The following is a 12,325-nucleotide window of genomic DNA, read 5'->3' on the forward strand; positions in this document are numbered from 1 at the left end:
AAAGCAGCCCCCCATGTTGCGGGCATCCCGGCGCTGCCGGGTTTTCGCGGCGCGCGCGCTGGCACTCGGACTCCCCGACTGCCAGAATGCGCGACCGATCGACCATCGACTCCCGTAAAATCAATCACTTGTGAGGATCGCATGAACCTGAAGCCGCTCTACGACCGCGTGGTCGTCAAGCCGATCGAAGCCGAGCAGATGTCCGCCGGCGGCATCGTCATCCCCGACAACGCCAAGGAAAAGCCCACCCAGGGCGAGGTCGTGGCCGTGGGCGAGGGCAAGGCCCTGGACAACGGCAGCCTGCGCGCGCCGAAGGTCAAGGTCGGCGACAAGGTCATCTACGGCCAGTACTCGGGCTCGGCCTACAAGCACGAAGGCACCGAATACAAGATCGTGCGCGAGGACGACATCCTCGCCATCGTCGGCTGAGTGCGCCCCGAAGCGCATCGCATCCCCATTCCCTGATCCACATTCGAGGTAACACACATGTCCGCGAAGGAAATCCGTTTCGGTGAGGACGCGCGCGCCAAGATGGTGCGTGGCGTCAACGTGCTCGCCAACGCCGTCAAGGCGACCCTGGGCCCGAAGGGCCGCAACGTCGTGCTCGACAAGAGCTTCGGCTCGCCCACGATCACCAAGGACGGCGTGTCCGTCGCCAAGGAGATCGAGCTGGCCGACAAGTTCGAGAACATGGGCGCGCAGATGGTGAAGGAAGTCGCCTCCAAGACCTCCGACAACGCCGGTGACGGCACCACCACCGCGACCGTGCTGGCCCAGGCCTTCATCCGCGAGGGCATGAAGGCGGTCGCCGCCGGCATGAACCCGATGGACCTCAAGCGCGGCATCGACCAGGCCGTGGTGGCCGCGGTCGGCGAGCTGAAGAACATCAGCAAGCCGTCGTCGACCAGCAAGGAAATCGCCCAGGTCGGCACCATTTCCGCCAACTCCGACGCCAACATCGGCGACCTGATCGCCCAGGCGATGGACAAGGTCGGCAAGGAAGGCGTGATCACGGTCGAGGAAGGCTCGGGCCTGGACAACGAGCTCGACGTGGTCGAGGGCATGCAGTTCGACCGCGGCTACCTGTCGCCGTACTTCATCAACAACCAGCAGTCGATGTCGGCCGAGCTGGACGATCCCTTCATCCTGCTGCACGACAAGAAGATCTCGAACGTGCGCGACCTGCTGCCCGTCCTCGAGGGCGTGGCCAAGGCCGGCAAGCCGCTGCTGATCATCGCCGAGGAAGTCGAGGGCGAGGCCCTGGCGACGCTGGTGGTGAACACCATCCGCGGCATCGTGAAGGTCTGCGCCGTGAAGGCCCCGGGCTTCGGCGACCGTCGCAAGGCGATGCTGGAGGACATGGCGATCCTGACCGGCGGCACCGTGATCTCCGAGGAAGTCGGCCTGTCGCTCGAGAAGGCGACCATCAACGACCTCGGTCGCGCGAAGAAGGTGCAGGTCTCCAAGGAGAACACCACCATCATCGACGGCGCCGGCGAGACCTCCGGCATCGAAGGCCGCATCAAGCAGATCAAGGCGCAGATCGAGGAGACCTCTTCGGACTACGACCGCGAGAAGCTGCAGGAGCGCGTGGCCAAGCTGGCCGGCGGCGTGGCGGTGATCAAGGTCGGTGCCTCGACCGAGATCGAGATGAAGGAGAAGAAGGCCCGCGTCGAAGACGCCCTGCACGCCACGCGCGCAGCCGTCGAAGAGGGCGTGGTTCCGGGCGGCGGCGTCGCCCTGCTGCGCGCCAAGACCGCGGTCGAAGGCTTGAAGGGTGCCAACGAAGACCAGAACCACGGCATCCAGATCGCCCTGCGCGCCATGGAAGCCCCGCTGCGCGAGATCGTGACCAATGCCGGCGAAGAGCCGTCGGTCATCGTCAACAAGGTCAAGGACGGCTCGGGCAACTACGGCTACAACGCCGCCAACGGCGAGTTCGGCGACATGGTCGAGTTCGGCATCCTGGACCCGACCAAGGTCACCCGCACCGCGCTGCAGAACGCGGCTTCGATCGCCGGCCTGATGATCACCACCGAAGCGATGGTGGCGGAGCTTCCGAAGAAGGAAGAGCCGGCGATGCCGGGCGGCGGCGACATGGGCGGCATGGGCGGCATGGGCTTCTGATCCCGGTTGCCGCGGCATGAGCCAGAAGAAACCCCGCCGAGAGGCGGGGTTTTTTTGGTTCTCAGTGCTCGATCGCGATGACCGCGACGTTCTGCCCGGGGGACAGGTCCGACTCCGGCAGGAAGTCCAGCAGGAGTTCCTGCTGCGGCCCATCCTTCGCGTGAAGGTTCCGGATCCTCAGCGGGCGGGATCCTTCACCGGTTTCGAGCACGGCCGTGACCCGGTAGCGCCCGATCGGCACGTCTTCGATGTAGCCGTATTGCACCCAGTAGCGGTCGCCCTGCCGCAGCGCGAGCATGGTTCCTTCCGAACCGTCGATCAGCGGGCCCGCGGGTACCAGGGCCAGCCTGACCGCTTGCATGTCCCCGTCGAAGTCGTTGCCCGCGTGCACCACGATGGAACCGCCGTAGTAGCGGTACTCGTTCAGCGGCGAACGTCCTTCCAGCTTCCAGCTGAAGTCGCGGATCGCGCCGTCGTCGTCGAAGGCGTCGGGGCTTTCCGGGTGCAGCTCCAGCTGGTAGGTCCGTCCGTTGTATTCCTTCCGGAAGGTGGCGGTCGCCAGCCATGCGCCGGGATGCATCTTCAGCCGGTAGCTGCCGTCCGCGGCGGTCGTGGTTTCCATGTGCGAGGCGTGGAACACCGTATTGTCCAGCAGCACCCGGGCACCGGCGATCGGCTCGCCGCGGGCATCGACCGCTTTGCCGGTGACATGGCCATGTCTGGCCGGGGCGGCCGCGGCGGTGGCATTGCCGTCCGCACCGCACGCGGACACCCCGACCAGGAGCATGGCGGTGGCCAGGGCGCGCGGCACCTTCATGCCCCGGGTTCCCTGCGCTCGTAGGTGTGCAGGATCACTGCGCGGTGACCTTCAGGTTCTCCACCTGTCCCGACGCGGGAACGTCGCAGGCGGCCTGGTTGGAGAAGCCGTCGGCCGGCATGTTCTGCTCGCCCTTGCTGTCGGCCGCGGCCATCGAGTGGCAGGCCGATCCCGTCATCACGCCGCCGTTCTGGCAGGTGATGGCGAGGTCCCAGCAGGCCTCGAAGCCGCGATTGCCGCCGGTGCGCTGCACCAGGCAGTCGACGCCGTGGGGACCGGGCGTGCCGCAGTCCACACGCGCGGAATCCAGGTCGGTGCTGACGGTACAGGCGGAGAGGAGGGCGGTGGCTACGACGAAGATGGCGATGAGGATCGGTTTCATGGTCTGGGTCCTTGTGTCTGGATGCGTGGTGGTCAGTAGCCGATGACGATCGAGGCCGAGTTGCGTGGCCCGTTGCCCGGATCCGGCAGGAAGTCGAGCTGGAAGCGGGGCACGAAGTCGCCCCTGGCATGCCAGTCCTGGATGCGGAGCGCCTGTCCAGTTTCCACGTGAAATCGCGCACGGCGCCTTCCTCGTCGAAGGAGTCGGTCTCGTCGCCGTGCAGTTCGAGGGTGTAGGTTCGCCCGTTGTACTCGCGGTCCAGGCTGGCCTGGGCCCGCCAGGCGCCTGGCTGAACCCTGATCCGGTAACTGCCGTCGTCCCGGCTCGAGCCATCGATGTAGGAGGCGTAGAAGATCGAGTTGTCGAGCAGGATCTTCGCCCCGGCAAGCGGGCGGCCCTGCGTATCGACGACTTTTCCGGTGGCGTAGCCGCGCTCTTCCCGGGCGGTGCCGGTGGCGGCGCTGTCCCCGCAGGCGGAGAGCAGCGGCAGCGCCAGTGCGGCCAGGAGGAGGGGCGGTGTCCTCAGGCACTTGATCCGGAGGCGCATGCGATCAACGACCGATCAGGCCACGCAGGAACCCCTTGGTGGCGCTCTTGCCGGCGTCCTTGGCCGCTCCGGCCGGAGCCACGCCACCGCCCATCAGGGTCGCGGTCGACTTGCTGCGCAGGTGCACGCGCCAGTCATCGCCCTCGATGGTCCGGGTGTTGCCGTAGGCGATCATCTGCACCATCGGTTCGCTCGAGAAGATGCCTTCCGGGATGCTGCAGCTGCGCGTCTCCGGCGACAGCAGCGTGCGCGCACCGAGCCATTGCGAAAGGGTGTTTCCCGGGAGGTAGGCCATCAGCTCGGGGCCGGCAACGCCGTCTTCCGCGCTGCTCCACATCACCATCGCGTCGCCGTCCATGCCCATGGCCTGGATGAAGTAGGCCCTGGCGCCATCGACGCCGTTCCAGGCGAGGGCGATGCCCTCGGCGGCGCTGCCCGTGCTGTCGAGCTCGAGTTCGGGCATGAAGTCCTGGGCGTCGTCGACCTGGAAATCGATCGCCTGGGCGAGGCCACCGCCGGTCAGGCGGTGGGCGCCGACCAGGGACGCGCGATTGGACACCGACTTGCGGCTGGACGGGTTGGGCCACAGGGCGAAGGCCGGGCCGGCGTCGATGCCCAGCTGCGGCACCGTGCGCGGCTGCGGCATGCTGCCCGTCACCACCGGCTTGCCGTTGCGGACGGCGGTGGTCATCGTGCGCGGCTGGCCGCCACGCACTTCGTTGCCGCAGCCCCAGTAGTAGCGGATCTCCTGCGACGAGCCATCGGCGAGGCCGGTGGCGCCATCGTTGCCGCCGCCGCCGGTATGGGTGTCTGTCCGGCGTTCGGGTGCGCGCAGGTCGATGCTGTCGCCCAGGCGCAGGCCCTTGGGGATCGCGAGGTTCGCGGCCGTGCCGGGGCTGTCCTCGTTGTCGAGGGCGATGTCGAGGTAGTGCCCCGGCATGCCGGGGTGGCGGGCCTGGCCGTAGCTCGCGGTGCCACCGGAGAGGTTGCCGGTGATGCGGCCCAGGGTGCCCAGTCCGCCCATGCCGGGCATGGTGTGGGTGGCGACTTCGACGTGGAGTTCGGCCTTGGCGGCGCTGGCCTGCGGCGAGGCGGTGGCGCCGAGGCCGGCGAGGGCGGTCGCCAGGGCGATGGCGAGCGGGTGGTGGTGGATTTTCATGGCTGCGTTCCTGCTGTCCGGGTCCCTGGTTATCGGGAACAGGAAGCGGGAACCGCCACGTCATCGCGGGAGCGCAGCGCTGCCGCGGGCGTGCACCGGGGACGCGGGCTGCCTAGGGGAAGGCCAGGCAGCGGGCCTCGTCCGGTGCGGCGAGGCAGTGCGACAGCGGCTCCATGGCGGCGTGCTCGCCGAGCGCGGCGACCAGGGACGCGAATGCGTCCTCCCGTCCCTCGCGGTGGGCCAGGAGCAGCGACAGCATCCACGGGCGCATCCAGTAGCGGTCGTCGGCCTCGGGAGGGCCGGCTTCGCGCAACTCCTCCGCGATCCGTCCGGCCTCGGCCAGTTGTCCGCGGGCCAGGTGCAGCTCCGCGAAGGCCTGGTGGTGCTGGATCACCGGCGGCCCGCCATCAGGGCGCGGGCAGTCGGCGAGGATGCCTGCGGCTGCTCCGATATCGCCCAGGAGGAGCTGAAGCGAAGCCCGGTTTCCGCAGGCCGTGAGGCCGGTCGGCGACGTCCGGTAATCGTGTTGGCCGAGGATCTCCCAGCTGCGCTCCATGTCCGCGAGCGCGGTCGGATAGTCGCCCGTCGCGACGTTCGCGTAGCCGCTGAACATGAAGCAGGCCTGCACGTGCAGGTTGCTCTGGCCGAGCTCCCGGTTGATGCCGCTGGCCACCGCGTAGTGCTCCACTGCTTCGGCGAAACGCCCGCGCAAATGGAGGTGGGCCGCCAGCTGGCAGTGTGCCGCGGCCTTCTTCGAATGAGGCCCCGGATAGACGCGGTCCGCGATAGCAACCGCTTCCCGGGCGAGCTCCCCCGCACGCACATGGTCACCGGCGCGCCCGAAGGTGGGCACCTGGTCGGCGAGCGTGCTGGCATACCAGCCGCTGTCGGGGCCATCGATCAGGCGTGACAGCCGGATCTGCTCTTCCGAGATCGCGACCATCCGCTCGATGTCGTCGGGGGTGGTTGCGGCGACCGTGGCCGACAGGCCGTCGATCGCGGTGATATGCAGCGTGGTGTCCTGGAGGCCGTGGCCGGGAAGCGCCGCGAGGACGTCCTCGAACATGCCCCGCGCGGCGTGTGGATCGCTGGCGAACAGGGCCATCCCGAGGCCGGTCCTGGCCTCGAGCAGAGGCTTGGCGTTGCCGTCCTCGGCCAAGGCCTGCTCGCCCAGGCCCACTGCGGCCCGCGAGTGGCGCAGCGCCCCTTCGCCATCGCCGCGGTCTCGCAGCAGATGTCCGATCTCTTCTTCGATGCTGGCGCGTTCCTTCCAGGCCCGGGGGGCGACACGGGCGAACAGCTCGCGCGCCTGGAGCAGGTCGGCTTCCGCTTCCGCCCCGTGGTCCAGCTCCCTCCGTGCCTGGCCGGTAAGCATCAGGATGTCAGCGGCGGCCAGGGGGTCGGAGTCGAGGAGGTCGCTGCGCGCGCGGCGCGCGCCTTCGGCCAGCAGTTCCAGTGCGTCCGGGACGCCGCCGGCTGCAGGCTCGGTGGACTGGAACACATGCTGGAGGAAGTCGCGCACCAGGATCGCCCGCTGCGCCTGCACGCGCGCGTTCTCCGCTTCCCTGCGCGCTTCCTGTGCCTGCCAGAGCGTTGCCGTGACGCCAGCCGCCAGAGTCGCAGACAGCAGCACGCCCGCCGCCACCCCGAACCGGTTGCGGCCGATGAACTTGCGCGCGCGATAGCCCAGGGAGGGCTCCTGGGCGAGGACGGGACGCTGGTCCAGCCAGCGGCGGAGGTCGTCGGCGAAGGCCTCGACCGATGCGTAACGCCGCTCGGGTTCCTCGGCCAGGGCCTTCAGCAGGACGCGGTCGAGGTCGTTCCTCAGCGGAAGGTGGTGGCGGTGGTAGGCGTGGCTGCTGGTCCGCACCAGCTGCGAGGGCCGGGTGGTGGTGTCGCCGGCTTCCGGCGTGAGGCCGGTCAGGAGCCGGTGCAGGAGGGCACCCAGGCCGTAGACGTCGATCGCGGTGCTTGGCGGGTCGCCGCGCAGCTGCTCGGGCGCGGCATAGCCGGGGGTCATTGCGCGCCACAGGGTCTGGGTCGGTTCGGCGGCCGCATCGGTGAACTGGCCGATGCCGAAGTCGAGGAGGCGTACGTGCCCGGCTTCCTCGACCAGCACGTTGGAAGGCTTGATGTCGCGGTGGATCACGAGGTTCCGGTGCGCACAGGCGACGGCACCGCAGACCTGGAGGTACAGGCGGACGATGGATCGGGCATCCAGCGCCTGCGTGTCGCACCAGGCATCGATGCGCTTGCCTTCGACCAGCGGCATGGCCAGCCAGCAGGTGCCGTCGCCGGCCACGCCCGAATCGATCAGCGGGGTGATGTTGGGATGGTTGAGACGGGCGAGGATCTCGGCCTCGCGCTGGAAGCGTTCGCGGCCGGTGGCGCCCAGTGCGCCCAGGGTGAGGATCTTCAGCGCGGCCTGTCGCCGTGCCATGCCGTCCTCGCGCCAGGCCCGGTAGACCACGGCCATGCCGCCGCGGCCGAGTTCGCTGCCCAGGGTCCATTCGCCGAGCCTGCAGCCGGCGAGGTTGTCGCCGGAGGGGTCGAGCGCGGCGCGTGGCCTGCGGTGCGCGTCGATCAGCTGGTCCAGTCGCCGGCGCACTGCGCCCGACGGTGCCTGTGCCGCCAACCAGGCATCGCGCTCCGGCTCGGGCAGGTCCAGCCACTGGTCGAAGAGGGCGTCGGCGGCCTGCCAGTCCGCGAGCCGCTCAGGATCCATCGCCGTCCCCGTCCAGCATTGCCAGCAGGAACGCGCGCGCACGCTCCCACTCGCGCTGCGCGGTCCGCTCCGAAATGCCGAGAAGCTCTGCGACTTCCTTGAACTCGAGCCCGGCGAAGTAGCGCAGCTCGACCACCTGGCGCCGCTGCGGGCTGATCTGCTCCAGCGCCTCCAGGCCTTCGTGCAGGGCCAGCACGCCGGTGTCCGCGGGCCCGCCGGCGACGGCCGGGGCAAGGTCGTCCTCCAGCTCGACATGGACCGCGCCGCCGCCGCGCTTCTGCGACAGGCCCTTGCGCGCGTCCTCGACCATGATCCAGCGCAGGGCCTGCGCGGAGGCGGCGAAGAAATGCCTGCGGTCGACCAGTTCCAGGTTCTCCGAGGCGGTGACGCGCAGGAACAGCTCGTGCACCAGGACCGTCGGGGTCAGGGTGTCGTGGCGCCCGCGCAGCCGCGAGCGCGCCATGCGCATGAGCTCGGGGTACAGCGCCTGGAACACTTCGGCCAGCCGCTCGGGCTCCCCGCTGCGCGCGCGCACCAGCAGCTGTGTGATTTCGGCGTCGGACATGCCCGTCCCCTCCCCGGGGCAGTGCGGACGCGCGACGGTAGCAGCGCCGGGGAGCGGTCGCAATTCGGGGCTGCCCCGGGGGTGGGCGGCGCCCTGCACCGCCGGCGCCGTCGGTGCGACAATCCGTTCCCGCCACTTTCCCGGAACCCGCATGGCCGGCGCCTCCCTGCTCACCCTGCTGGACGACATCGCCGCGCTGCTCGACGACGTCGCCGTCCTGACCAAGGCCGCGACGAAGAAGACCGCCGGGGTGCTCGGCGACGACCTTGCCCTGAATGCGCAGCAGGTCGCGGGCGTGAAGGCCAACCGCGAATTGCCCGTGGTCTGGGCGGTGTTCAAGGGCTCGCTGGTCAACAAGCTGATCCTGGTGCCGGCGGCGCTGCTGATCAGCTGGCTGGCGCCGGTGCTGGTGGTGCCGCTGATGATGATCGGCGGCGCCTACCTCTGCTACGAGGGCTTCGAGAAGGTGGTGCACAAGCTGTTCCACCGCGGGGCGAAGCCGGATCCGGAGGCACGTGCGCAGGCGGTGCTGGCCTCGGGCGAGACGCCGCAGGAAATGGAGAAGAAGAAGATCCGCGGCGCGGTGCGCACCGACTTCATCCTGTCGGCCGAGATCATCGTGCTGTCGCTGGCGGTGGTGGCCGACTCGCCGCTGCTGACCCGGGCGACCACGCTGTCGGTGGTCGCGCTGCTGGTCACCGTGGGCGTCTATGGCCTGGTCGCGGCGATCGTGAAGATGGACGACGCCGGGCTGTGGATGAGCGGGCGGCCCGGAAAGCTGGTGCCGGCGCTGGGGCGCGGCCTAGTCTACTCCGCGCCGTGGCTCATGAACGTGCTGGGTGTGCTCGGCACCATCGCCATGTTCCTGGTGGGTGGCGGCATCTTCGTGCACAACATCGATGCCCTGCACCATCTGCTGGATGTCGCCGCGGGCTGGGGCGTGCCCGGCTTCGTGGCGGACACCCTGGCCAGCCTGGTCGTTGGCCTGGTGGTCGGCGGGCTGGTGTTGGGCGCGGTAGGCCTGTTCAACCGGCTGCGGGGCAAGGCACCCGCGGCGGCGCACTGAGGCGCGCGCATGCACGATGACGCCGCCCGCGCGCCGCGCGCGACGATAGGGCTGGCCGCCGGCGGCACCGGAGGCCACCTGTTCCCGGCCGAGGCGCTGGCGCGCGAGCTGCAGGCGCGCGGCCACGGGGTGGTGGTCTACACCGAGGCGCGTGGTGCGCGCTTCACGCAGGCGCTGGAAGGCCTGCCGCACCTCGTGTTGCCGGCGCGCAGCCTGGCCGGTGGCATCGGGGGCAAGCTCGCGGCGGCGGCGGTGATCACGCGCGCGACCTTGGCCGCGCGCGCGGACATGAAGCGCCGCGGCGTGGCGCTGGTGGCGGGTTTCGGCGGCTATCCCAGCTTCGCGCCGGCACTGGCCGGGCGCAGCCTCGGCCTGCCGCTGCTGCTGCACGAGCAGGGCACCCGGCTGAGCATGGCCAACCGCCAGCTTCTGCGCTTCGCCGACCGCGTGGCGACGTCCTTCGCCGACATCGGCGGCGTGGCCGATGCGGCGCGCGGCAAACTGGTGGAAACCGGCAACCCGGTGCGCGCGACTATCCTTGAAGCGGCGCAGGCGCCGTATCCGCCACTGGACGGCGACGCGTCGCTGCGGCTGCTGGTGGTCGGCGGCAGCCAGGGCGCGGCGGTGTTCGGCCGCGTGCTGCCGCCGGCGCTGCTGGCCCTGCCCGAAGCGCTGCGCGCGCGGCTGCAGCTGTCGCTGCAGTACCGTGGCGAGGATGCCGACGCCGTGGCCGCGCAGCTGGGCGAAGCCGGCATCGCCGTCGAGCTGCGGCCGTTCTTCGACGACATGGCCGCGCGCCTGCGCGACGCCCATCTCGTCGTCACCCGCGCCGGCGCGACCACCATCGCCGACCTGCTGGTGGTCGGGCGACCGGCGATCCTGGTGCCGATCCCGCAGGGCGGTTCGCGCGACGAGCAGCGCGGCAACGCCGAGGCGCTGGAGCGCCTGGGCGCGGGCTGGTGCATGCGCGAGGACGATGGCGGCTTCACCGCGGACGCGCTGGCGGCGCGGCTGCAGGCGCTGTTCGCCGATCCTTCGATCCTGTCCGCGGCGGCGGCTGCCGCGGCGAAGCTCGGCCGTCCGGACGCCGCCGCGCGCCTGGCCAACGAGGTCGAGGCCCTGCTCGGCGCGCGTCCGGGCATGCGCGTCGTGCGCAACGCGGGCTGACGCCTTGGCCGCGCGCGACGACGCCATCATCATCGGCGGCGGCCACAACGGCCTGGTCTGCGCCGCCTACCTCGCCGGCGCCGGCCTGAAGGTGCGGGTGCTGGAGCGCCGCGGCATCGTCGGCGGCGCTGCGGTCACCGAGGAGTTCCATCCGGGTTTCCGCAACTCGGTCGCCAGCTACACGGTCAGCCTGCTCAATCCGCGCGTGATCGCCGACCTGCGCCTGGCCGAACACGGGCTGCGCGTGGTCGAACGGCCGTACTCGAACTTCCTGCCGCTGCCCGATGGCCGCGCCTTCCGCCTTGGCGGCAAGCACGGGGCGGCGGAAGTCGCGAAGTGGTCGGCACGCGATGCTCAGCGGCTGCCGGAGTACTTCGCGATGCTCGACCGCGTGGTCGCGGTGCTGCGCGAGCTGATGCTGCTGACGCCGCCGAACGTGTCCGGTGGTTTCGTGCTCGCCGACTGGCTGGCCTCGGCCTCGGTCGCGCGCCGGCTGAAGCGGCTGGACATGCGCGGCCGCCGCGACCTGCTGGACCTGTTCACCAAGTCGGCCGGCGAACTGCTCGACCACTGGTTCGAGTCGGAACCGCTGAAGGCGGCGCTGGGCTGGGACTCGGTGGTGGGCAACTTCGCCAGCCCGTACACGCCGGGCTCGGCCTACGTGCTGCTGCACCACGTCTTCGGCGAGGTCAACGACAAGCAGGGTGCGTGGGGGCATGCGATCGGCGGCATGGGCGCGATCACGCAGGCGATGGCGGCCGAATGCGCCGCGCGCGGCGTGGTGGTGGAGACCGGTGTCGAAGTCGCGCAGGTGATCGTCGAAGGCGGCCGCGCGGTCGGCGTCGCCCTGGCCGATGGCCGCGAGCTGCGCGCGGCCATCGTCGCCAGCAACCTCAACCCGAAGCTGCTGTACACGAAGCTGGTGCCGCGCGAACACCTCGACGACGACACCGCACAGCGCTTCGAACGCTACCGCTGCGGCTCCGGCACCTTCCGCATGAACGTGGCGCTGTCGGAGCTGCCGGACTTCCGCGCCGCGCCCGGCACGCAGCTGCAGCCGCACCACCAGAGCGGCATCCTGGTCGGACCCTCGCTGCGCTACTTCGAGCAGGCCTACTTCGATGCGAAATCGAAGCAGCACAACCCCGGCTGGTCGCGCGAACCGATCGTGGAGCTGGTGATCTCGTCCACCCTCGACGACACCCTCGCGCCGCCCGGCCAGCATGTGGCCAGCCTGTTCTGCCAGCACGTGCACCCGGACGTCGACGGCGGCTGGGACGCGCACCGGGACACGGTGGCGAAGCTGATGATCGACACGGTGGATGCGGTCGCGCCCAATTTCGCGCGCAGCGTGCTGGGCTTCGAGGCGCTGTCGCCGCTGGACCTGGAGCGCCGCTTCGGCCTGGTCGGCGGCGACATCTTCCACGGCTCGCTGGGCCTGGACCAGCTGTTCTCGGCGCGGCCGGTGCTGGGGCAGGGCAACTACCGCGGGGCGCTGAAGGGCCTGTACCTGTGCGGCTCGGGTACGCATCCGGGCGGCGGGGTCACCGGGTTGCCGGGGCGCAACGCGGCGCGCGAGATCCTGCGCGACGCCGGGCGGAGGCCGACCAAGGTCGGGATTGACAATTCCTGAACCCGTCGGTCTCGTTTTGCGCTGCAGCGTGCAAGTTGCATAACGTTTCCTTCACGATCACCCCGCACCCGACGTGGGGGAGGGAGCAAAGCCCGAAGCGGTCCGCCGCTTCGGGCTTTTTTTATTTGCCACAATCC

The 12,325-nt window shown here is 70.1% G+C and carries 11 protein-coding genes; 5 read left to right on the plus strand and 6 right to left on the minus strand.

Features of this window, described 5'->3' with window-relative positions; translation table 11 throughout:
• Window positions 1-141 precede the first annotated feature (141 nt).
• Both groES and groL read left to right on the plus strand, forming a co-directional pair.
• Window positions 142-429 carry a co-chaperone GroES gene (groES, locus tag E2170_RS01795; protein WP_132998933.1) on the plus strand — a complete coding sequence of 96 codons (288 nt, stop codon included), beginning with the start codon at window positions 142-144 and terminating at the stop codon, window positions 427-429.
• A gap of 57 nt (window positions 430-486) precedes the next feature.
• Window positions 487-2,127, plus strand: a complete 1,641-nt coding sequence (gene groL / locus E2170_RS01800) for a chaperonin GroEL (protein ID WP_132998934.1) — start codon at window positions 487-489, stop codon at window positions 2,125-2,127.
• Between the two features lie 61 nt (window positions 2,128-2,188).
• Here groL and E2170_RS01805 read toward each other — a convergent pair whose 3' ends face one another.
• The 6 genes from E2170_RS01805 to E2170_RS01825 form a co-directional block, all read right to left on the minus strand.
• Window positions 2,189-2,944, minus strand: coding sequence for a carboxypeptidase-like regulatory domain-containing protein (locus E2170_RS01805; RefSeq protein ID WP_132998935.1), 756 nt, complete (start codon window positions 2,942-2,944; stop codon window positions 2,189-2,191).
• 34 nt (window positions 2,945-2,978) lie between these two features.
• Window positions 2,979-3,326 (minus strand): hypothetical protein, encoded by a 348-nt coding sequence (locus E2170_RS01810; protein ID WP_132998936.1) that lies wholly within the window; start codon window positions 3,324-3,326, stop codon window positions 2,979-2,981.
• 32 nt (window positions 3,327-3,358) lie between these two features.
• Window positions 3,359-3,493 (minus strand): hypothetical protein, encoded by a 135-nt coding sequence (locus tag E2170_RS14110; protein WP_279432848.1) that lies wholly within the window; start codon window positions 3,491-3,493, stop codon window positions 3,359-3,361.
• 384 nt (window positions 3,494-3,877) lie between these two features.
• Entirely contained in the window at window positions 3,878-5,032 is a 1,155-nt protein-coding gene (locus E2170_RS01815) for a hypothetical protein (RefSeq protein WP_132998937.1), read from the minus strand.
• Between the two features lie 112 nt (window positions 5,033-5,144).
• Window positions 5,145-7,757 (minus strand): serine/threonine-protein kinase, encoded by a 2,613-nt coding sequence (locus E2170_RS01820; protein WP_132998938.1) that lies wholly within the window; start codon window positions 7,755-7,757, stop codon window positions 5,145-5,147.
• Window positions 7,747-8,322 (minus strand): ECF-type sigma factor, encoded by a 576-nt coding sequence (locus E2170_RS01825; protein WP_132998939.1) that lies wholly within the window; start codon window positions 8,320-8,322, stop codon window positions 7,747-7,749. The genes E2170_RS01820 and E2170_RS01825 overlap by 11 nt, the downstream gene beginning before the upstream one ends.
• Window positions 8,323-8,473: 151 nt before the next feature.
• Between E2170_RS01825 and E2170_RS01830 the strand changes: the two genes are divergently transcribed.
• Genes E2170_RS01830 through E2170_RS01840 form a run of 3 tightly spaced genes read left to right on the plus strand, consistent with a single transcriptional unit; the run spans window position 8,474 to window position 12,188 of the window.
• Window positions 8,474-9,388: a DUF808 domain-containing protein gene (locus tag E2170_RS01830; RefSeq protein WP_132998940.1), complete on the plus strand. Its 915-nt coding sequence runs from the start codon at window positions 8,474-8,476 to the stop codon at window positions 9,386-9,388.
• Window positions 9,389-9,397: 9 nt separating this feature from the next.
• On the plus strand, window positions 9,398-10,555 hold the full coding sequence (locus E2170_RS01835) for a UDP-N-acetylglucosamine--N-acetylmuramyl-(pentapeptide) pyrophosphoryl-undecaprenol N-acetylglucosamine transferase (protein ID WP_132998941.1): 1,158 nt from the start codon (window positions 9,398-9,400) through the stop codon (window positions 10,553-10,555).
• 4 nt (window positions 10,556-10,559) lie between these two features.
• Window positions 10,560-12,188: a phytoene desaturase family protein gene (locus tag E2170_RS01840; RefSeq protein WP_165942111.1), complete on the plus strand. Its 1,629-nt coding sequence runs from the start codon at window positions 10,560-10,562 to the stop codon at window positions 12,186-12,188.
• Window positions 12,189-12,325 lie beyond the last annotated feature (137 nt).

Source organism: Luteimonas arsenica (genome assembly GCF_004352825.1).
Classification (GTDB): Bacteria; Pseudomonadota; Gammaproteobacteria; order Xanthomonadales; family Xanthomonadaceae; genus Luteimonas; species Luteimonas arsenica.